Source organism: Sinomonas sp. RB5 (assembly GCF_054063535.1).
In genome coordinates this window covers 63,568-83,352 of sequence record NZ_JBSSGJ010000009.1, presented here as the reverse complement: position 1 = coordinate 83,352, position 19,785 = coordinate 63,568, and the positions used below count along the sequence as shown (strand labels likewise).

General features: G+C 73.1%; 18 protein-coding genes and 1 tRNA gene. 11 read left to right on the top strand and 8 right to left on the bottom strand.

The genetic code is table 11. The features are described from left to right. Positions 1-114: 114 nt before the first annotated feature. The 7 genes from ACVWWH_RS12085 (at position 115) to ACVWWH_RS12055 (ending at position 11,288) form a co-directional block, all read left to right on the top strand. Complete coding sequence (locus ACVWWH_RS12085; RefSeq protein WP_066499124.1) at positions 115-1,245, top strand: GuaB3 family IMP dehydrogenase-related protein; 1,131 nt, start codon at positions 115-117, stop codon at positions 1,243-1,245. Positions 1,246-1,379: 134 nt separating this feature from the next. Next, positions 1,380-3,098 (top strand): glycerol-3-phosphate dehydrogenase/oxidase, encoded by a 1,719-nt coding sequence (locus ACVWWH_RS12080; protein WP_457316740.1) that lies wholly within the window; start codon positions 1,380-1,382, stop codon positions 3,096-3,098. Positions 3,099-3,103: 5 nt separating this feature from the next. Next, positions 3,104-3,598, top strand: a complete 495-nt coding sequence (locus ACVWWH_RS12075) for a PTS sugar transporter subunit IIA (RefSeq protein WP_066499120.1) — start codon at positions 3,104-3,106, stop codon at positions 3,596-3,598. 67 nt (positions 3,599-3,665) lie between these two features. After that, positions 3,666-4,529, top strand: a complete 864-nt coding sequence (locus ACVWWH_RS12070) for an SURF1 family protein (protein WP_457316739.1) — start codon at positions 3,666-3,668, stop codon at positions 4,527-4,529. Beyond that, positions 4,526-5,011 (top strand): DUF3817 domain-containing protein, encoded by a 486-nt coding sequence (locus ACVWWH_RS12065; RefSeq protein ID WP_447419430.1) that lies wholly within the window; start codon positions 4,526-4,528, stop codon positions 5,009-5,011. The genes ACVWWH_RS12070 and ACVWWH_RS12065 overlap by 4 nt, the downstream gene beginning before the upstream one ends. A gap of 145 nt (positions 5,012-5,156) precedes the next feature. Beyond that, on the top strand, positions 5,157-6,707 hold the full coding sequence (guaA, locus tag ACVWWH_RS12060) for a glutamine-hydrolyzing GMP synthase (protein ID WP_066499114.1): 1,551 nt from the start codon (positions 5,157-5,159) through the stop codon (positions 6,705-6,707). A 123-nt stretch (positions 6,708-6,830) separates the two neighbouring features. Next, positions 6,831-11,288: a DUF4011 domain-containing protein gene (locus tag ACVWWH_RS12055; protein ID WP_457316738.1), complete on the top strand. Its 4,458-nt coding sequence runs from the start codon at positions 6,831-6,833 to the stop codon at positions 11,286-11,288. Positions 11,289-11,311: 23 nt separating this feature from the next. Here the strand turns inward: ACVWWH_RS12055 and cpaB are convergent, their stop codons facing one another. The 3 genes from cpaB to ACVWWH_RS12040 form a co-directional block, all read right to left on the bottom strand. Further along, positions 11,312-12,022 (bottom strand): Flp pilus assembly protein CpaB, encoded by a 711-nt coding sequence (gene cpaB, locus ACVWWH_RS12050; protein ID WP_457316737.1) that lies wholly within the window; start codon positions 12,020-12,022, stop codon positions 11,312-11,314. 94 nt (positions 12,023-12,116) lie between these two features. Then, positions 12,117-12,383 (bottom strand): FmdB family zinc ribbon protein, encoded by a 267-nt coding sequence (locus tag ACVWWH_RS12045; RefSeq protein WP_066499112.1) that lies wholly within the window; start codon positions 12,381-12,383, stop codon positions 12,117-12,119. Positions 12,384-12,509: 126 nt separating this feature from the next. Further along, entirely contained in the window at positions 12,510-13,154 is a 645-nt protein-coding gene (locus ACVWWH_RS12040) for a 5-formyltetrahydrofolate cyclo-ligase (protein ID WP_457316736.1), read from the bottom strand. Between the two features lie 48 nt (positions 13,155-13,202). Between ACVWWH_RS12040 and galU the strand changes: the two genes are divergently transcribed. The 4 genes from galU to ACVWWH_RS12020 all read left to right on the top strand — a co-directional run bounded on the left by galU (position 13,203) and on the right by ACVWWH_RS12020 (position 15,929). Beyond that, positions 13,203-14,123 (top strand): UTP--glucose-1-phosphate uridylyltransferase GalU, encoded by a 921-nt coding sequence (galU, locus tag ACVWWH_RS12035; RefSeq protein ID WP_307115513.1) that lies wholly within the window; start codon positions 13,203-13,205, stop codon positions 14,121-14,123. A gap of 8 nt (positions 14,124-14,131) precedes the next feature. Then, entirely contained in the window at positions 14,132-14,752 is a 621-nt protein-coding gene (locus ACVWWH_RS12030; RefSeq protein ID WP_066499106.1) for a GNAT family N-acetyltransferase, read from the top strand. A 116-nt stretch (positions 14,753-14,868) separates the two neighbouring features. Beyond that, entirely contained in the window at positions 14,869-15,768 is a 900-nt protein-coding gene (locus tag ACVWWH_RS12025) for a hypothetical protein (RefSeq protein WP_457316735.1), read from the top strand. Positions 15,769-15,856: 88 nt separating this feature from the next. Continuing rightward, a tRNA-Ala gene (locus ACVWWH_RS12020) sits at positions 15,857-15,929 on the top strand. A 90-nt stretch (positions 15,930-16,019) separates the two neighbouring features. Here ACVWWH_RS12020 and ACVWWH_RS12015 read toward each other — a convergent pair. The 5 genes from ACVWWH_RS12015 to ACVWWH_RS11995 all read right to left on the bottom strand — a co-directional run bounded on the left by ACVWWH_RS12015 (position 16,020) and on the right by ACVWWH_RS11995 (position 19,775). Next, positions 16,020-16,694, bottom strand: coding sequence for a DUF805 domain-containing protein (locus ACVWWH_RS12015; RefSeq protein WP_457316734.1), 675 nt, complete (start codon positions 16,692-16,694; stop codon positions 16,020-16,022). 98 nt (positions 16,695-16,792) lie between these two features. After that, positions 16,793-17,782 carry a malate dehydrogenase gene (locus tag ACVWWH_RS12010; protein ID WP_457316733.1) on the bottom strand — a complete coding sequence of 330 codons (990 nt, stop codon included), beginning with the start codon at positions 17,780-17,782 and terminating at the stop codon, positions 16,793-16,795. 9 nt (positions 17,783-17,791) lie between these two features. Then, the gene (gene zapE, locus ACVWWH_RS12005; protein WP_457316732.1) at positions 17,792-18,247 is read right to left on the bottom strand and encodes an AFG1/ZapE family ATPase; all 456 of its coding nucleotides are present in this window, start codon (positions 18,245-18,247) and stop codon (positions 17,792-17,794) included. Further along, positions 18,244-19,242, bottom strand: a complete 999-nt coding sequence (gene corA / locus ACVWWH_RS12000; RefSeq protein ID WP_066499084.1) for a magnesium/cobalt transporter CorA — start codon at positions 19,240-19,242, stop codon at positions 18,244-18,246. Before corA ends, zapE begins: the two co-directional genes overlap by 4 nt. Then, positions 19,239-19,775: an Lrp/AsnC family transcriptional regulator gene (locus tag ACVWWH_RS11995; RefSeq protein WP_066499083.1), complete on the bottom strand. Its 537-nt coding sequence runs from the start codon at positions 19,773-19,775 to the stop codon at positions 19,239-19,241. The genes corA and ACVWWH_RS11995 overlap by 4 nt, the downstream gene beginning before the upstream one ends. Positions 19,776-19,785 lie beyond the last annotated feature (10 nt).

Genomic DNA, 19,785 nt, shown 5'->3' with positions numbered 1-19,785 from the left:
GACGACGGCGGCCCTCCCCGCGCGAGGGGAGGGCCGCCGTCGTGCGTCGCGGTCCCGTCCGGCCCGCTGGCGGCTTCGGGGGACCGGCCGCCCCAGTCCAGTAGGCTTGGAGCCGTGACTTACGAGATCGAAATCGGCCGTGGCAAGCGCGGACGCCGTGCCTACTCCCTCGATGACATCGCGATCGTGGCGAACCGCCGGACCCGTGACCCCGAGGACGTCTCGGTCTCGTGGCAGATCGACGCCTACCAGTTCGAGATGCCCGTCATCGCCGCCCCGATGGACTCGGTGATGTCCCCGTCCTCGGCCATCACGCTCGGCCGGCTCGGCGGCCTCGGCGTCCTGGACCTCGAAGGCCTCTGGACCCGCTACGAGGACCCGCAGGCGGTCCTGGCGGAGATCGCCGGCCTCGAGGGGGAGCCCTCCAGCCCGGCGGTCACCCGCCGGCTGCAGGAGCTCTACGCCGTGCCCGTCCAGCCCGAGCTGATCACCGCGCGCCTCGCCGAGATCCGCGAGTCCGGCGTGACCGTGGCCGGGTCGCTGACACCGTCCGGCACGCTCGAGCACTACAAGACGGTCCTCGCCGCCGGCGTGGACCTCTTCGTGATCCGCGGCACCACGGTCTCCGCCGAGCACGTCTCCAAGAACCAGGAGCCGCTCAACCTCAAGAAGTTCATCTACGAGCTCGACGTGCCCGTGATCGTCGGCGGCGCCGCCGGCTACACGCCCGCGCTGCACCTCATGCGCACCGGCGCCGCCGGCGTGCTCGTCGGCTTCGGGGGAGGTGCGACGACGACCACCCGCCGCGCGCTCGGCATCCACTCTCCGCTGGCCTCGGCGATCAGCGACGTCGCCGCCGCGCGCCGCGACTACATGGACGAGTCCGGCGGCCGCTACGTGCACGTGATCGCCGACGGCGGCATGGGCACCTCGGGCGACATCGTCAAGGCCATCGCGATGGGTGCGGACGCCGTCATGCTCGGCTCGGCCCTCGCCCGCGCCGAGGAGGCCCCCGGCCGCGGCTGGCACTGGGGAGCCGAGGCGCATCACCCCGAGACGCCGCGCGGCGAGCGCGTCAACGTCGGCACGGTCGGCCCCATGGAGGAGGTCCTCTTCGGCCCGGGCCACCACGCCGACGGCACGAGCAACCTGATCGGGATGCTGCGCCGCTCCATGGCCACGTCGGGCTACTCGGACCTGAAGGAATTCCAGCGCGTCGACGTCGTCGTCGCGCCCCAGCGGTGAGGCCCGGGCGTGTCCGCGCGGTGCCTGCTCCGCCCCTGACGATCCGCCGCGGGCGCGCCTAGACTCGGAACCAGGCAGGTTCCGCAGAGGCGCCCTGGCGGCAGGGCTGCCTCGTCGAGGCGAAGGGGCACACGATGACCGCACAGCTCAGCCCGGAGTACCGGGAAGCCTCCCTCTCCCGGCTCAGGGAGTCCACCCAGCCCGGCCGCGAGCTCGACATCCTCGTGGTCGGCGGCGGGGTGGTCGGCGCCGGCTCGGCGCTTGACGCGGCGACGCGCGGGCTCGAGGTCGGGATCGTCGAGACCCGGGACTGGGCCTCCGGGACCTCCTCCCGCTCCTCGAAGCTCATCCACGGCGGCCTGCGGTACCTCGAGATGCTGGACTTCCGCCTGGTCCAGGAGGCCCTGCAGGAGCGGGGCCTCCTGCTCCAGCGGATCGCACCCCACCTCGTGCATCCGGTGCCGTTCCTGTACCCGCTCACCCGGCGCTTCTGGGAGCGGCCCTACGTGGGCACGGGCATGGTCCTCTACGACACGCTGGGGCTCACCCGCCACGGCACCGGGCTGCCCATCCACAAGCACCTGTTCCGGCGCGGCACGCTCCGCGCCGCGCCGAGCCTGCGCGAGGACGCCATGATCGGCTCCGTCCGCTACTACGACGCGCAGGTCGACGACGCCCGCATGGTCGCCGGGCTCGTGCGGACCGCGGCGCAGTACGGCGCGCACGCGGCCAACCGGGTGGCGGTCGTGGACTTCCTGCGCGAGGGCGAGCGCGTGGTCGGGGCGCGGATGCGGGACCACGAGACCGGCTCGGAATTCGAGGTGCGCGCCAAGCAGGTCATCAACGCCACCGGGGTATGGACGGACGAGACCCAGGGGATGGTCACCGACCGGGGTCAGCTCAAGGTGCGCGCCTCCAAGGGCGTCCATCTCGTGGTGCCCCGGGACCGGTTCCAGTCCACGGTCGGGCTCATCCTGCGCACCGAGAAGTCGGTCCTGTTCGTCATCCCGTGGGGGCGGCACTGGATCATCGGCACCACGGACACCGACTGGAAGCTCGAGAAGGCCCATCCGGCCGCGTCCAGCAGCGACATCGACTACATCCTCGAGCACGTCAACCGGGTCCTGAAGCGGCCCCTGACGAGGGAGGACGTCGAGGGCGTCTACGCCGGGCTCAGGCCGCTGCTGGCCGGTGAGAGCGAGTCCACGACCAAGCTCAGCCGGGAACACGTCGTCGCCCATCCTGTCCCGGGCCTCGTGGTCGTGGCGGGCGGGAAGTACACGACGTACCGGGTCATGGCCAAGGACGCGGTGGACGAGGCAACCCGCGCCATGGACGAGCGCATCGCTCCCTCCTGCACCGACAGGGTCCCGCTCGTGGGGGCCGAGGGGTACCGGGCAGTCTGGAACCGGCGGCACCGCCTGGCCGACAGGTCTGGCGTCCACGTGGCCCGGGTCGAGCACCTCCTGCGCCGCTTCGGCTCGCTCACGGAGGAGGTCCTCGCGCTCGTCAAGGAGCGGCCCGAGCTCGCAGAGCCGCTGCCGGGCGCCGACGACTACCTCCGTGCGGAGGCCGTGTACGCCACCACCCACGAGGGCGCCCGGCACGTCGAGGACGTCCTGACCCGCCGCACCCGCATCTCCATCGAGGCGTGGGACCGCGGCGTGTCCGCGGCGCCCGTCGTCGCGGACCTCATGGCCCCGATCCTCGGCTGGAGCCAGACCCAGCGCGACAACGAGGTGGCGCACTACCTCGCCCGCGTCGAGGCCGAGCGGCTGAGCCAGCAGCAGCCGGACGACGAGTCCGCGGAGGCCGCGCGGATGGGTGCCGAAGACATCGTCCCGGTAAAGTAACGGGCATGCCCCTGCCCGGTTCCTTCGACCGCTACGACGCCCAGCTGACCACCCCGGGCCTGGTGATCCTGGAGATGGTTGCCGACGGCCGGGCGGACGCCACCCGCCAGCTCGCCACCCGCCTCGCCGCCGAGGACCGGATCGACGACCTCGAAGGGTTCCTCGCGGACGTCGCGGCGCGCGAGCACCAGCTCGCCACCGGCCTGCCCGGCGGGATCGGCCTGCCCCACGCCCGCAGCGAACACGTCCGGCAGCCCTCGATCGCGGTGGGCATCACCAAGTACGGGCACGCCCTCGACTTCGGGGCGATGGACGGGCCCGCCTACGTGGTCCTGCTGATCGCGACGCCGGCCGCCTCCTTCTCCGAGCACCTCGAGGTCCTCGCCACGATGGCCCGCTCGCTGTCCAAGGAGGGCTTCCGCGACTCGCTGCGCCGCGCCAACGATCCCGACATCATCGCCGAGCTCGTCAACTCCGCGCTCCTCTTCGCCGATCCCTGAGCGCGCCCGCCCCGGGCGGCCCGGGGGCGTTTACGTTTTCTACAGCTTGTCGGAGTACCGTTAACGGGTGCTCCGAACTGCCCTCAAGCCCCAGTGGATCGCGGCGCTCGTGGGAGCGCTTGTGGTGTCCTGGGTGTTCGTGCTCCTGAGCCAGTGGCAGTTCTCCCGCTCCGTCTCGGAGGCGCCCCCCGCGCCGCGCGCCATCGAGGAGGTCAAGCCGCTCACCGGCGTCCTGCGCCCCGGCGAGGTCTTCCCGGCCCCCGCCGCCGACCAGATGGTCACGGTCCGCGGCTCGTACGATCCGCGCCGGCAGGTGCTCGTGCGGGACCGGCTGCAGAACGGGCAGAAGGGCTGGTGGGTCGTCACCGCCTTCACGGTCGACGGCGCGCCCGCCGTCGGCGGCGAGCACGGCGCCGTGGTGCCTGTGGCCCGCGGATGGATCGCCTCGCCGCAGGACGCGGCCCCGCCGCCGTCGGGCCAGCTGACCCTCACCGGGCGGCTCGAGCCGTCCGAGGCGCCCCAGGCGGCGCAGGACGTGGCGCCCGGCCAGATCGCCACCCTCTCGGTGGCCCAGCTCATCAACGTCTGGGACGTGCCCAGCTACACGGGGTTCGTCGGCGTCACCAAGGAGGTCACGCCGTCGGGCGCCGCCGCGGCCGCGTCCCCTGGCCTCCAGCCGCTGAGCATCGAGGCACAGCCGATCGAGCAGCCCGTGAACTGGCTGAACATCTTCTACGCCGTCGAGTGGGTCGTCTTCGCCGGCTTCTCCATCTTCCTGTGGTGGAGGCTCGTGCGGGACGACTACGAGCGCACCCAGGACGCCCTCGCCGATGCCGCGGCCGCCGAAGCCGCCGGTGGCGGGGCCGACACTGCTGAGAAGTCCACCCCGGGCGCCGAGAAGGCGCCCTCCGAGACCGGAGGAAACCCGTGATTGACCCCAAGCCCGCTCTGGGCCGCGCTGCCGGGCAGCGGAGGTTCGGAGGCACCGTCGCGCAGATCCGCTCTGCCCTGAAGTTCTACCGTGTCGCGGCGTACATCACCGGCACCATGCTCCTGCTGCTGTGCGCCGAGATGATCGCCCGCTACGCCTTCGGCCAGTTCCTCTACGCCGGCGGCTCGGACGCCTTCACGGGCAAGCCGTTCGGCTTCGGCTTCGCCGATGCCGACCCCGCAGGAGTGGTGGGCGGCGCGAACCTCTCCATCACCATCCTGATCGTCCACGGGTGGATGTACGTGATCTACCTCATCTCGAACTTCCGCCTGTGGTCGCTCATGCGGTGGCCCTTCCCGCGGTTCATCCTCATGGCCCTCGGCGGTGTGGTGCCCTTCCTGAGCTTCATCGTCGAGCGCCGCATGCATGCCGAGGCCGAGCGCGACCTCGAGTCGCACCCCGACGCCGGCCAGCGCTACTGACGGGGCCGCCACGGGCTCTCCCGGGGAGTGAGGCGGACGCCACACGGCCCCGGGAACCGGCGCCGTGGTCCGGTACCCTTGATGGGTGACTACAGCTTCCCAGACCTCGGCGGAGGAGCACGGCGTCCAGACCGCCCACAGGCCGGTGCTGGTGGTGGACTACGGGGCACAGTACGCGCAGCTGATCGCGCGCCGCGTCCGCGAGGCGAACGTGTACTCGGAGATCGTCCCGCACACCTTCACCACCGAGCAGATCCTGGCCAAGAATCCCGCCGCCATCATCCTCTCCGGCGGCCCCTCGAGCGTGTACGCCGACGGTGCGCCGAGCGTCGGAGCAGACCTGTTCGAGGCCGGGGTGCCGGCGTTCGGCATCTGCTACGGCTTCCAGGCCATGGCCAACGCGCTCGGGGGGGTCGTGGCCCGCACCGGCCTGCGTGAGTACGGGGCCACGGTGACCACCTCGGTCGGCGAGCCGCACTCGCTCCTGAGCGGGGTGCCCGCGACCCAGAACACGTGGATGAGCCACGGTGACTCCGTCCAGAGCGCGCCCGAGGGCTTCGAGGTCCTCGCGACCACGGCCGGAGCGCCGGTGGCGGCGTTCGTCAACGCCGAGAAGGCCCTCGGCGGCGTCCAGTGGCACCCCGAGGTCAAGCACTCGGACTTCGGCCAGAAGGTCCTCGAGAACTTCCTGTTCGAGGTGGCCGGGCTCGAGCCCAACTGGACCACGGGCAACATCGTCGAGGAGCAGGTCGAGCGGATCCGCGCCCAGGTCGGCGATGCCCGCGTCATCTGCGGGCTCTCCGGCGGCGTCGACTCCGCCGTGGCCGCCGCGCTCGTCCAGCGCGCGGTGGGCGACCAGCTCACGTGCGTGTTCGTGGACCACGGCCTCCTCCGCGAGGGCGAGGCCGAGCAGGTCGAGCGCGACTTCGTCGCCGCGACTGGCGTCAAGCTCTACGTCGCCAACGAGCAGGAGCGCTTCCTCAGCGCGCTCGCCGGGGTCACCGACCCCGAGCAGAAGCGCAAGATCATCGGCCGCGAGTTCATCCGGGCGTTCGAGGAGGCCGAGCGGGCCATCATCGAGGAGGCGCAGGCTGCCGGCGAGCAGATCAAGTTCCTCGTCCAGGGCACGCTCTACCCGGACGTCGTCGAGTCGGGCGGGGGCGAGGGCGCGGCCAACATCAAGAGCCACCACAACGTGGGCGGCCTCCCCGAGGACCTCCGCTTCGAGCTCGTCGAGCCGCTGCGCACCCTCTTCAAGGACGAGGTCCGCGCGGTCGGCCGGCAGCTCGGCCTCCCCGAGGAGATCGTCGGCCGCCAGCCGTTCCCCGGTCCCGGCCTCGGCATCCGCATCGTCGGCGAGGTCACCGCGGAGCGCCTCGAGCTGCTGCGCAAGGCCGACGCCATCGGCCGCGCCGAGCTGACCGCGGCCGGACTCGACGACGAGGTGTGGCAGATGCCCGTCGTGCTCCTCGCCGACGTGCGCAGCGTGGGCGTCCAGGGCGACGGCCGCACCTACGGCCACCCGATCGTGCTGCGGCCGGTCTCGAGCGAGGACGCCATGACGGCCGACTGGTCGCGACTGCCGTTCGACCTGCTCGCCAGGATCTCCAACCGCATCACCAACGAGGTCGACGGCGTCAACCGCGTGGTGCTCGACGTCACGAGCAAGCCCCCGGGCACCATCGAGTGGGAGTAGGCGGCCCCGCTGCCTCCTGCGTGTCTCCGGCCGGTGCCCCTGCGGGGTACCGGCCGGCGCCGATTTGGGCTCCCACAGCGTTGCACCCATGGGTGAGCCCCTTGACAGGCTAACCTCGAAGCTATGCCGAGATGGTCCACAGGCAAACGAGCCAGCGCCCTTGCAACGGCTGCCGACGAGCGCGAAGAGAGCGAAGACGTGCCCGAGACGACGTCCCCCGAGGAGGAGGCGCGTCTTGAGGCGTGGCTCTCCGCGCTGCCCGGCGTCACCGGACCGGACACGATGCTCGGGTACTACCCGGGGACCGACGGCAGCATCGACCTGACCCGCGCCCACGCCTCCGGCCTCGCGCAGCTCCTCGCCGGCCGCCGCACCCGCCTCTCGACGCTCCTGCGGGAGCGCCACGACTACACCCGGGCCGCCCGCGCGGCCCGCAACCTGCGGGCGAAGTCCCACGAGCTCGCGAACGAGCGCGGCGTCGACGCCGGCCATCTCGCCGCCGGGCTCGCCACGTGGACGTCCGCCGTCGGCGGCAAGCCGCGGCGCGTGAGCGCGCCGGTGCTGCTCGCGGCAGTGGCGCTCACCGTCCGTCCCGAGCAGGACGACTTCGAGCTCAAGCTCACGGAGCAGGCCCGGATCAATCCGGCCCTCGTCCGGCACCTGCGCTCGATCCACCGGATCGACGTCGACGCGCCCGCCATCGAGAAGCTCGCCTACAGCACAGCCCGGCTCGACCCCCAGCCGGTCCTGGACCGCATCCGCACCCTCATCGCCCCCATCGCGGGCGCACAGGTGGAGTCCCGGCTCCTCGTCTCGACGTTCGCGGACCTGGAGGAGTCCCTCGAGGACCCCTCCATCAGCGCCGCGCACCCTGTCCTCGCCGCCCTGGCCTCCACCTCGGGATCGGTGCACCCCGCTCCGGAACCGCTCGACGACTCGCGCTTCAAGACCCTCGACGAGCGCGACCCCGAGGAGGAGTTCCTCGTCCTCGATGCGGACGTGGACCAGCAGCTCGTCATCGATGCCGTGCGGGCGGGCGACTCGCTCGTGGTCGAGGCCCCGCCGGGCACCGGCCAGACGCAGACCGCCGTGAACGCGCTCGCGACCCTCGTCGAATCGGGCCGCTCCGTCCTGGTCATCGCCGAGCGGCGCGCGAGCCTCGCTGAGCTGCACCGCCGCTGCGACGAGCTCGGACTCGGCTCCCTGGCACTGCAGCTGGGCGCCACGGTGACTCCGGGCCAGCTGCGGCAGCAGGTGGTCCGCTCGATCGTCCGCAACGAGAAGTCGCAGGAGCCCCGGCTCCAGGGCGTGTACCGGGTCCTGCGGGAGCGCCGTCACCAGCTCATGGACCACGTGGCCTCCCTCCACAACGTGAGGGAGCGCTGGGGCTGCTCCCCGTACGAGGCGATGCAGTCCCTCGCCGCCCTCACCTCGCTCCATCCCGCCCCGTCCACCACCGTGCGGCTCAAGCGCAGTGTGCTGGACAGCATCAGGGACCGCGCGGGCCTCAGCGAGCGGCTCCGCCGGGCGGCCGAGCTGGGCAGCTTCAGCCGCGCCGCGGCCGAGAGCCCCTGGCACGGGGCGCGGCTCGTCACCCGGCGCGAGACCGAAGAGGCCCGCGAGCTGGCCGCCCGGCTGGCCACCGAGGTCCCCGCGCTCGAGGAGCGCATGAACGCCGTGGCCGAGCACGCCGCCATCCGCCTCGAGCGGACAGTGGGCGGTTGGGGGCGCCAGCTCGAGCTCCTCGTCGCCGTGCGGGAGAGCCTGGACAAGTTCACGCCCGACATCTTCGACCGCCCCGTCATGGACCTCATCGCCGCGACCGCCCCGGCCGCATGGCGGCGCGAGCGGGGCATCGAGGTCACCGCGCTGCAGCGTTCGCGCCTGCGCAGGGTTGCCAAGGAATACGTGCGCCCAGGAGTGCACCTTGCGGACCTCCACAGCTCGCTCGTGCTGGTCCAGTCCCAGCGCGAGGCCTGGTCCGCCTGCGCCGTGTCGCAGCGGCACCCCTCGGTTCCCTCGGGCCTCGCTGAGCTCCGCGAGGCGTACGTGGCGGCCGAGCGGGGACTGCGGCGCCTCGGGGCCATCGTGGCGCCCACCAAGCTCGGGGGACGCCTGCTCGAGACGGACATCGCCGAGCTGCGGACCCGTCTGGACGCGCTGGCGGAGGACTCCCCGATTCTGCGCTCCCTCCCGGAGCGGACGCTGCTCGAGGACGAGCTCCGCGAGCACGGGCTCACGGACCTCCTGGCCGACCTCACCGAGCGCGAGGCCGCGCCCGCCGTCGTCACCGCCGAGCTCGAGCTCGCGTGGTGGCAGTCCGTCCTCGAGGCCATGATCAGCGGCGACGACTACCTCGCGATGTCCGACGGCGAGCAGCTGCGCCGGGCCGAATCCGAGTTCGCCAGGGCGGACCGCGCGCACATCGCCAGCGGTGCTGCGAGGCTGCGCTGGCGGCTTGCCCGGGAGTGGGCCGAAGCCATCGAGCGCCACCCCCGGGAAGCGGAGTCGCTGCGGGCAATCCTCAAGGACGGCCGGATCAGCCTGACCGCCCTCGAGCGCCAGTCGCCGCGGCTCATCCGGCCGCTCGTGCCGGTGTGGATGTGCAGCCCCTACGCGCTCGCCGCCGCCCTGCCGCGGGACCGCCGGTTCGACGCCGTCCTCCTGCTCGACGCCGACTCGATGCCGCTGCGGGCGGCCCTGCCCGGCATCGGCCGCGGTCAGCAGATCATCGCCTTCGGCGACCCGCAGGTGGCCAACCCGCGCCCCTTCTCGGTCTCGGTCGAGCAGCAGGTCGGACAGCCGCTCGCCCCCTCGGTGGACAGCGCCCTGACCGCGCTGTCCCGCGTCCTGCCCTCCGTGCGCCTGCGGACCACGTACCGGTCCGTGGACGAGGACCTGGACCTCCAGCTGAGCCGGCGCTTCTACTCCGGGCGCCTCCGGCGGCTCCCCGACGGGCCGAGCGTGACCGGACTGGACCGGCCGTTCCTGCTCGAGTACCTGCCGGACGGCACGGGGCTGCCGAGCGGGGAGGACGGCGGGGTCGAGTCGGTCGCCGCCGAGGTCAACAGGGTGGTCGACCTGGTATTCGACCACGCGCGGCACCGCCCGGGCGTCTCCCTTGCCGTGGTGACCGCCAGCGCCCACCACGCCGCCCGCGTCGGAGAGGCGATCCGGCTCCAGATGGCCAACCATCCGGATCTCGTCGCCTTCTTCAGCGGCGGCGCCGAGCCGTTCCGCGTGGTGCACATCGACCGGGCCGGAGGCCTGGTCCGAGACCACGTCATCTTCTCGCTCGGGTTCGGCCGGACGCCGCACGGGCGCGCCATGCACCACTTCGGCCCGCTGAGCGAGCCCGGCGGCCGGCGGCGCTTCGCCCTCGCGATGAGCCGGGCCAGGCACAGCCTGCACGTGCTCAGCTGCTTCCAGCCGTCCGAGCTCGACGTGACGCGTCTGAGCGAAGGGGCCTCGGACTTCTACGAGCTGCTGGACCGCGAGCTCGGAGGCAACACCCAGCTCGGCACTCCGGCCACCCGCGCCGCGGCCAGCGCCGAAGCGCTGGGGGCCGACCCCCTCGTCACGGACCTGGGGGACCGCCTGAGCTCCCGCGGCGCCCGCGTCTGGCACCACTACGACGGTGCGGTGGACATGGCGGCCGCCATCGACCCCGTGCTGACCATCGGCCGCGAGGACCACGAGACGAGCGTCCCGGTGGCCGTCGAATCCGACGGCACCGCCCGGTACCGCTCCATGAGCGTGCGCGAGCGCACGCGCCAGCGGCCAGAGCTCCTCGGACGCCTCGGGTGGAAGCACTTCACGCTGTGGACCATCGAAGTCTTCACGGATCCCAGCGGCTGCGCCGAGATGATCGCCGGGGAGCTGGGCCTGGCCACGGACGCCGATGAGAACGGCACAGCCGGATTCCTCGACGGGGCCTGGGGCGGCGGCCACGACGGGCGCCACCGCCCCGCCGCGTCCGCGCAGGCCTGGGAGGCCGACGGGAGGACCCGCAGCCAGCGGGAGAGCGAGGGGACCACGGCCATGACCGAGCGTGACGAGGCCCAGGGCCCCGATCGGCGGGACCGGGCAGGCAGCGCGGACGGCGCGGACGGGGGCCGCGGAAGCGAGGGCCCGGCCGGTGCCGGGCCGGACGCTTCCGGCGCCGCAGCCGCGGGTCCGGAAGGCTTCGGGTCGTGGTTCGCCGACCGCGACGCGGCCGATGCTGAGGACCCGTCGGCGGGGGAGGCCGGGGCCGCTGGCGGCGCCGACGCCTACGCTGACAGCGGTGACTCCGACGCCAACGGCGGGAGCACCGACGAGGCGGGGCCGCAGGACGGCGACACCTCCGCTGAGGCGGACAGGGACGAGGCGGAGGCCGCCGCCGGCGAGCCCACCGAGACCGGCGAGCTCCGCCGCCCCCGCGGGTCCCGCCGCGTGACCGTTCCCGGCACGGGGCCCGCCGAGGCGGACGAGCCGGAGTCCGCGGCCGTCCAGCGGCCCTACGAGCCGGTGACGCGTCGGAGCGCCGAGCGTGCGCGCGAGCGGTGGCTCAAGGAGCAGCGGCCTCCCCACTGGGGCTGAGCGGCTGGCGGGCGCGACCCGCATCAGCGGGGCCCGGCCTCGACGAGGGTGAAGAACACCTTCCCGCGGGCCGACGCACCCGCGAGCCGGAGTGCCTGGTCCGGGCGCGCGGCGACGACAAGGAGTCCCTCGGCATCCTGCGAACCGAGCCACGGGGCGGCCCCGCCTGCCCCGCCAGGTCCGCCGGCCCAGAGGACGGGAATCTGGGCGGCGAGCGTCGTGCCCGCTCCGGGCCCACCGCCGGCGTCCGTGCTGAGCACGACGTCGATGAGCTGGCCCGGCCGCAGGAGCTGGAGCGAGGCCGGATCGGCCACCCGGACTGGGACCGCGGCCGTATCCGGGGCTGATCCCGCAAGGAGCCCCGGCCCCACGAGGCCGGCGTCGGTGATGGCCTCGCCACTGCGCACGGGGCCTGCAAGGCGCTGCCCCACGAGCCGGGAGGGATCCGAGGAGGCGCCCCGCGGCACCGCGTCGGCAGGGAGCCTGGCCACGCGCACGTCGCCTGACGCGACGGTGGCCCCGCCGGCGAGGTCCCGGGCCGCAACGGCCACGGGAGCCATCGCGGCCGAAGGCGGCGTGAGCTCGTGCACGGCGGCCCCCGCCGCCACGCAGAAGAGCGCCGCCGCGAGGGTGCGGCGGCGCCGGTCGAGGAAGCGGCGAAGGGGGCTGCGCGGGGCGGACGCCCAGGGGCGCACCGGGGCGGGCTGGCGCTTCGGCGCCGGGCTGCGTGTCATGACGCCACGCTAGGGCGGCGGCGCAGACGACGGGTCGGGGAACGCGTCTATGTGGACGACGCGCCCGGCGCGCAGCCGGGGGAGGGGAAGAAGGTCAGTTGGCTGCGGCCGCGGGAGCCGGCTTGGTGTCCTTCGGAGCAGATTCCTTGGCCGGGGAGGCGGCCGGGGCGCTGCTGGAGCTGCCGCCCCGGGAGTCGGTGCGGTAGAAGCCAGAGCCCTTGAAGACGACGCCGACGGTGTTGAACTTCTTGCGCAGGGTCCCGCCGCACTCGGGGCAGACCGTGAGCGAGGCGTCGCTGAACGACTGCACCGTCTCGAAGGCGTGGTCGCAGTCTTTGCAGGCGTAGGCGTAAGTAGGCACAGGAACTCCTTCTGGACAGGGCAGAGGCCGCAGCACCGTCGTCCGGCGGCGTCCCGGCACTGGGACGTCGGTCCGGTTGGCAGTCGCGGGCCTCGAGTGCTAATTCTAACAGGCTGCCGCGTGCGCCTATTCCGTGGTCTGGCCGGCGCCGCCGAGATCGACGATCCCGCCGGGAGTGAGGGCCGCGTCGACGCGCCGGTCCAGCGCATCGGCCGGGACTTCGCCCGAGGCGAGCACCTCGCCGTCGTACACCACCGCCGCGGTGGGGAGCCGGGCACCGAGCGCCGCCGCGAGGGCGAGGAAGCGGTCGTAGTAGCCCCCGCCCTGGCCGAGCCGGCGCCCCTCGCTGTCCAGGGCCGTGGCCGGCAGGACGATCCCCGCGACGGGGGGACGGTCGGGGCCGCCGGCGAGGACCTGCTCGGCCGGCACCACGGTGCCCACCGGCTCCTGCACGGGGGCGTAGCGGCTCCGCGCGAACTCGATGCCCGGGTGCCATTCGGTCCAGCCGAGCTGCCGCTCGGGGAGGCAGATCGGGAGCATGATGCGGAAGCCCGCCTCGTGCAGGTCCCTGACGAGGCCCGCGGTGGGCGGCTCCACGCCGACGCCGAGATAGGCGGTCAGGACGGCCCCCGGGGCCACGGTCCGTCGGGCCCAGGCGAGGCCGTGCCCCGCGATGAGGGGAGCCGCGGCGGCGACCTCGGCGGGTGCGAGGGCGCGGCGCGCCGACCAGATCCGGGCGCGCAGGGACGACTTGAGCTCGGCGGTGTCCATGGCGCGACTCTATCCGTGCATGTCCCGTACTCGTATAGAGTGTGGCTCGTGTCTACCTCCAGAGCTGTCAGGAAAGCCGTCATCCCTGTCGCTGGTCTCGGGACTCGGTTCCTGCCGGTGACCAAGGCCATGCCCAAGGAGATGCTCCCCGTCGTCGACAAGCCCGCGATCCAGTACGTGGTCGAGGAGGCGGTGTCGGTGGGCCTCGAGGACATCCTGATGATCACGGGCCGCAACAAGCGCGCGCTCGAGGACCACTTCGACCGCGTCCCGTCGCTCGAGTCCGCGCTCGAGGCGAAGGGCGACCGCAAGAAGCTCGCAGCGATCCAGGAGTCCAACAACCTCGGCGACATCCACTACGTCCGCCAGGGCGACCCGAAGGGCCTCGGGCACGCCGTGCTGTGCGCCGAGCGCCACGTCGGCAACGAGCCCTTTGCCGTGCTCCTCGGCGACGACCTCATCGACGAGCGGGACGAGCTCCTCGGCGAGATGATCCGGGTCCAGCAGGCCACCGGCGGCTCCGTCGTGGCGCTCATGGAGGTCCCCCGCGAGACGATCTCCTCCTATGGCTGCGCCGACGTCACCGAGGTGGAGGGCGAGAGCTACGTCCAGGTCCACGGGCTCGTCGAGAAGCCCGCGCCCGAGGATGCGCCGTCCAACCTCGCCATCATCGGCCGCTACGTGCTCCACCCCGCCGTCTTCGACGTGCTGCGCAGCACCGAGCCCGGCCGGGGCGACGAGATCCAGCTCACCGACGCCCTGCAGACGCTGGCGCGCCGCGAGGGCGAGGGCGGCGGGGTATACGGTGTGGTCTTCCGCGGCCGCCGCTACGACACCGGGGACAAGCTCTCCTACCTCAAAGCCGTCGTGACCCTCGCCTGCGACCGCGACGAGTTCGGCGCAGACCTGCGCTCGTGGCTCGCGGACTTCGTGGCCGAGGGCGCGGACGCGGCGTCGGCCCGCGGCTGACCCGGAGTATGTCGGCATCGGGCCTCTGGCCCGTCACCCTGCGCGCCGGGGACCTCGCTCTCCGGCCGCTGCGGATGGGGGACCGCGCGGAGTGGATGGCCGTGCGGTCCCGGAACAGGGCGTGGCTCGCCCCCTGGGAGGCCTCGAACCCCCAGCCGGGCGGCACTCTGCCCACCTTCCGGGACATGGTGCGGTCCCTCACGCGGCAGGCCAGGGAGGGGACGGCGCTGCCCTTCGTCATCACCCTCGACGATCCCCGCCTCCGCAGGGCGCCCATTGTCGGGCAGCTGACGGTGTCCTCGATCGTGTGGGGCTCGGCGCTCATGGCCACGCTCGGCTACTGGGTGGACCGCGAGCACGCCGGCCGCGGAATCGCGCCGACGGCAGTCGCGCTCGTGACTGACCACTGCTTCGGCGAGATGGGCCTGCACCGCATGGAGATCAACATCCGCCCCGAGAACGCCCCGAGCCTCCGCGTGGTCGAGAAGCTCGGATTCCGGCACGAGGGCCTGCGCCCCCGCTACCTGCACATCAACGGGGCCTGGGCGGACCATGAGTCCTTCGCCCTCACCGCCGAGGAGATCCCCGAAGGCGGCCTGCTCGGCCGGTGGCTCGCCTCGCGACGCTGAGCCGGCGGACGACGGCGGCTCCGGACGGAGCCGGCCCGCGCCTTCCCGCTGAGGTTCTCGCGACACACCGGCGCTAATACGGGCAGCGCCCCGGCGATCCTCCTACCGTTCTGAGTATGGATTTCGCCCTCAGCAGCTCGACGGTGCTCGGCGCTGCCGTGCTCGTGTGGCTGCTGTGGGTCGCCCCGTACTTCCTCCGCCGCCGCGCCGCCGAGCAGCCTGCCGGCGAGGCGGCCCTGCTCATGGAGTCCATGGAGCCGCTCCGACGCGAGGCCGCGCCGTCCAGCTCCTCGGGGACCGGCGGCTCCCTGGCCGCCCCCCGCGCCGAGGGCCGCCTGCCCGGCGGTGCGCCGAAGCCCCGCCTGCGCGTCCGCTGGGGACGGCTCGCCGTGGCCCTCACGGGCCTCTGCGCCCTCGTGGCGGCCGTGGTCACCCTCGTCCTCATGATCGTGGGCGTCCCTGCCTGGGTCCCGCTGGCCTGCCTGGCCGCCGCCGTCGGCTCCGTCGCCCTGCTCCGTTCCCTCGCCGTGCGCGACCGGAAGCGGCGGCTGGACCGTGCCTTCGGTGCCGCGATGGGCGCCCCCGCGCCGAGGCCCGCAGCGCCTGCGCGGACGGTGACGCCGAGCGAGGTCTTCGATGCCGGGCGGGAGCCCGTACCCGCTCCGCGCCCCGTGAGCCGAGAGGAACTCAGGGCGATCGCGCTCGACGTCGCGAAGGCGTCCCAGGCCAGCGCGGAGGAGGCGGCGCGGGCCAGCGGCGAGCAGGCCCCGGGCTGGGAGCCCGTGGAGGTGCCCCGGCCCGCCTATCTCGACGCCGCGAAGGCCGAGCGGCCTGAGCCCGCTCCGATCCAGACTGCGGCCGAGCCCAGGCCGGAGGGCCTTCCCCTCAAGCCCGCGGCGGAGGGCCCCGAGCCCGGGTCCGCGCCCGGCGTCCCGGCCCTTGGCACGGCCAAGACGGCCGCGCGTGGGGGAGCCCTGGGGAACCTCGACGAGGTCCTCCAGCGCCGCCGTGCCTAGCCCGTCAGCACAGCGGCCGGGAGCGGGCCGGCGCCCCGTTCCGATTTGGATTTTGGCGGCCGCGCCAGTAACGTAGTTCCCGCACCGAGGGGTCTTAGCTCAGTTGGTAGAGCGCTTCGTTCGCATCGAAGAGGTCAGGGGTTCAAATCCCCTAGGCTCCACGTTGTCCCTCATCAGAGGGCACTTTCAGGGTCCCAGCCATACCGGCTGGGACCCTGTCTGTGTTCTGGGGCGGCCCAGCGTCAGCCCTCTCAGGCCGGCCGGCTCCCGGGCCCCGGGCCGGCCTCAGGGCCGCTGCCCGGCGCGGCCGGGTTGGGCGGCGGCTGCGGCGGCTGCTCGGCCCCGTACGGCGGCGGCTGGACACCGTACGGATACTGCGGCGGCTGCTGGACACCGTACGGATACTGCGGCGGCTGCTCCCCGGGGCCCTGGGGCGGCTGCTGGAACCCGTACGGCGGCTGTTGGGCGTCGGCACGGCGCTTGAGGTAGCCGCTGCCGGGATACCGGTCGAAGCGCTGGCCCAGCGGGTTCTCCCGCTGGACGAGCATCACGATCAGCGCGATCCAGCCCAGCACGGGAACGAGGACGAGCAGCAGGAGCCAGGCGGACAGGTTCGCGTCGTGCAGCCGGCGCGCCGCGACCGCGAGGCCCGGCACCACGGTGGCGAAGAACCACAGGCCGCCGAGCGGGCTGGCACCCGTCGACTGGCCGTTGACCACGGTGGGGCTGATCGCATTCAGGATCCCGGACGCGATCGCCGAGGCAAGGGCCCACCACCAGTATTCGCTGCGGCTTGCGCGTCCGCTGAAGACCGCATACTTCTGGAAGACGCGCTTGACGGCCTCGACCGGGGGAGCGCCGTAGTAGGGGAGTTCGAGCGGGGGGACTGCGCCGCCTGCCGTGTACGGGGGCTGCTGGATGGTCATCGAACCGTTCCTTCCGCCGGAGGGGCGATGGATGGTGGGCGATGCCACCATGCTAGGAACGGCCGGGAGAGCCGCGGAAGGGTAGGAAGGCCCGGGCGTCAGCCGAGCAGGCCCAGCCCGCGCACCGCGTCCCGCTCCGCCTCGAGCTCGGCCACGGACGCGTCGATGCGGGCCCGGGAGAAGGCCGGGATGTCGAGGCCCTGCACGATCGCGAACCGGCCGTCCTCGCTGCGCACGGGGAACGAGCTCACGAGTCCCTCGGGTACCCCGTAGGAGCCGTCCGAGGCGACGCCGGCGGAGGTCCACCGGCCCGGCGTCCCGTGCACCCAGTCCCGCACGTGGTCGACCGCGGCGCTGGCCGCGGACGCCGCGGAGGACGCGCCGCGGACGTCGATGACCTCGGCCCCGCGCCGCGCCACGCGCGGGATGAACTCGGATTCGAGCCAGTCCTGCTCCACGAGCGTCGGCACGGGCTGGCCGCCCGCGGTCGCGTGGGTGACGTCGGGGTACTGGGTCGCCGAGTGGTTGCCCCAGATGGACACTCCGTCCACGTCCGAGGTCCGGCAGCCGAGCTTGGCGGCGAGCTGGGCCACGGCCCGGTTGTGGTCGAGCCGCGTCATGGCGGTGAAGCGCTCACGGGGCACATCCGGGGCACTCGTCGCGGCGATGAGCGCGTTGGTGTTCGCCGGATTGCCGACGACGAGGACGCGCACCCCGCTCGCCGCGTGGTCGTTGATGGCCCGTCCCTGGGGCCCGAAGATGCCGGCGTTCGCCTCGAGGAGGTCGGAGCGCTCCATGCCCGCCGTGCGGGGCCTGGAGCCCACGAGCAGGGCGACGTCGGCGCCGTCGAACGCCTCTGCCGGCCGGTCGGTGACGTCGACCGAGACGAGGGGGCCGAACGCGCAGTCGGCGAGCTCGAGGGCCGTGCCCTCCGCGGCCCGCACCGCCGCGGGAACCTCGAGGAGCCTGAGCCGGATCGGCACGTCCTCGCCGAGCATGGCGCCGCTCGCGATCCGGAAGAGCAGCGCATAGCCGATCTGGCCTGCGGCTCCGGTGACAGTGACGGTGACAGGCTGCTGGTCGGTCATCCGGCCAGCCTAGCTGCCCCAGCGGAGCCGCGGGAGCCCGCCGTCGGCCGTCTCGTGGAGGGGGAGCGGTCGGGGCAGCGGGCCGGGGTCCTTGGCCGCGAGGAGCACGAGCGGGACGTCGGCGGCATGGAGCGCCTCCGCCAGGGCGAGGAACGCCGCCGCGTCCGCTGAGGCTGCGGTGCGCAGGACGGGCACGCCGTCGACCACCCACACGGCGTGCCGCGGCGCGAGCTCGGCCCAGCTCACGCCCGCGGTCCCCGCGCGGCACACCTCCCCGAAGCCGAGCCACAGCAGCTCCGCGTCCGCGGCGCGGGCGTGGAGGACGCCGCCGGGCGCGTCGAGGTCCACCCCCTCCCCGGGCGGGGCGAAGAGGCCGAGCGCCCCGAGCTGCTCCTCGGTGCCCGGCACGAGCACGCGGCCCGCCTCCCACCCCGGGCCGCCGGCGACCGCGCTGCCTCGGCTCACAGCCACTGCTTCCACTTGAAGACCAGCCACAGCATGAAGCCGGCCACCACCATGAGGACGAGCGCATACGGGTAGCCGAGGTCCCACTCGAGCTCGGGCATCGTCTTGAAGTTCATGCCGTAGATGCCGGTGACGAGGGCCGGGGCGAAGAAGATCGCCGCCCACGAGGAGATCCGCTTGACCTGCTCGTTCTGGGCGAGGCTCGTCTCGTTCTGCCGGTTGGCCGTGAGGGTGCCGTCGAGCACGAGCGCGTTCTGCAGGAGGTCCCGGAACGCGTCGACGCGGGAGACGATCTGCTCGAGGTGGTCATGGACGTCCCGCAGGCTGCGCTGGAGCTCGATCTCCACCTTGTACTTCCCGAAGCCTCCCTCGAGGTTCTCCACCATCCGCTTGAGGGGGTGGACGGCCCGCTGGAACTGGATGACCTCGCGCGTGAGCTCGTAGATGCGCCGCGAGACGGCGGCGTCGTTGGCGAAGAGCTGGTCCTCGATCTCGTCGATGTCGTTCTCGAGGCCGGCGACGACCGGCTTGTAGTCGTCCACGACCCGGTCGAGCAGGGCATACAGCACCGCCTCGGGCCCGTGCCGCAGGAGGCCGGGATCGGCCTCGAGGCGCTTCCTGACCAGGCCCACGCCGGCGGTCTCGGCATGCCGGATCGTGACCACATAGTTCGGGCCGGTGAAGACGTGCAGCTCGCCGAACTCGACCGTCTCCGTCTCGTCGATGTACCGCGCGGGGCGCAGCACGGTGAAGAGCATCTCGTCGTAGCGCTCCATCTTGGGCCGCTGGTGGGCGTTGATGGCGTCCTCGACGGCCAGGTCATGGAGGTGGAACTCGTGGGCCACCTCGGCCATTTCCTCGGCGGAGGGGCGGTAGAGGCCGATCCACGCCATGCTGCCGCCGGTCGCCTCCAGCGTCTCGAAGGTCTGCTCGAGCGATTCGGGGTGGGCCGCCCTGCGGCCGTCGACGTAGACGGCGTTGTCGATGATGGTCACCGGTCCATTATCGAAGGCCCGGCGTCCGACGCCGGTGCTGCCGCCGCCTCCGCGGCGCGCCGCGTGCGGTCCACGGCGCGCCGCAGGAGCGAATCGGCGCGGTACGCGATGTGGGCGTGGAGCGCGAGGACCGTCTCGGAGCGGATGACCCCCCTGATGCGCAGCACCTGGCGCAGGGAGGCCTGGAGCTCGTGGGTGTCACCGGCGACGAGACGGCACCAGATGTCTCCGCGGCCCGAGATCTCGTAGGCCTCGAGCACGGTGGGGATGCGGCGCAGGCCTGCCACGACGGAGTCGAGCTCGCGGTGCACCACCTCGAGGGTGATGAAGGCGACGACGTCGTAGCCGAGCGCCTCGAGGTCCACGTCGCGCCCGGTGCCGCGGAGCACCTCGGCCCGCTCGAGGCGGCGCAGGCGGCTCTGCACCGTGTTGCGGGCCACGCCGACCCGCGTTGCGAGCTCGGCGATCTGGGCCCGCGGGTCCTCGACGAGGGCCAGGACGAGTCGGAGATCGGTGGCGTCCAGTGCGCTCATTGATCACTCC

Excerpts from the sequence above, each read along its gene's own strand:
- ACVWWH_RS12080 (WP_457316740.1), top strand. The coding sequence starts at position 1,380 with ATGACCGCACAGCTCAGCCCGGAGTACCGGGAAGCCTCCCTCTCCCGG.
- ACVWWH_RS12075 (WP_066499120.1), top strand. The coding sequence starts at position 3,104 with ATGCCCCTGCCCGGTTCCTTCGACCGCTACGACGCCCAGCTGACCACC.
- ACVWWH_RS12055 (WP_457316738.1), top strand. The coding sequence starts at position 6,831 with ATGCCGAGATGGTCCACAGGCAAACGAGCCAGCGCCCTTGCAACGGCT.
- cpaB (WP_457316737.1), bottom strand. The coding sequence starts at position 12,022 with ATGACACGCAGCCCGGCGCCGAAGCGCCAGCCCGCCCCGGTGCGCCCC.
- ACVWWH_RS12040 (WP_457316736.1), bottom strand. The coding sequence starts at position 13,154 with ATGGACACCGCCGAGCTCAAGTCGTCCCTGCGCGCCCGGATCTGGTCG.
- ACVWWH_RS12030 (WP_066499106.1), top strand. The coding sequence starts at position 14,132 with ATGTCGGCATCGGGCCTCTGGCCCGTCACCCTGCGCGCCGGGGACCTC.
- ACVWWH_RS12025 (WP_457316735.1), top strand. The coding sequence starts at position 14,869 with ATGGATTTCGCCCTCAGCAGCTCGACGGTGCTCGGCGCTGCCGTGCTC.
- ACVWWH_RS12015 (WP_457316734.1), bottom strand. The coding sequence starts at position 16,694 with ATGACCATCCAGCAGCCCCCGTACACGGCAGGCGGCGCAGTCCCCCCG.
- ACVWWH_RS12010 (WP_457316733.1), bottom strand. The coding sequence starts at position 17,782 with ATGACCGACCAGCAGCCTGTCACCGTCACTGTCACCGGAGCCGCAGGC.
- ACVWWH_RS11995 (WP_066499083.1), bottom strand. The coding sequence starts at position 19,775 with ATGAGCGCACTGGACGCCACCGATCTCCGACTCGTCCTGGCCCTCGTC.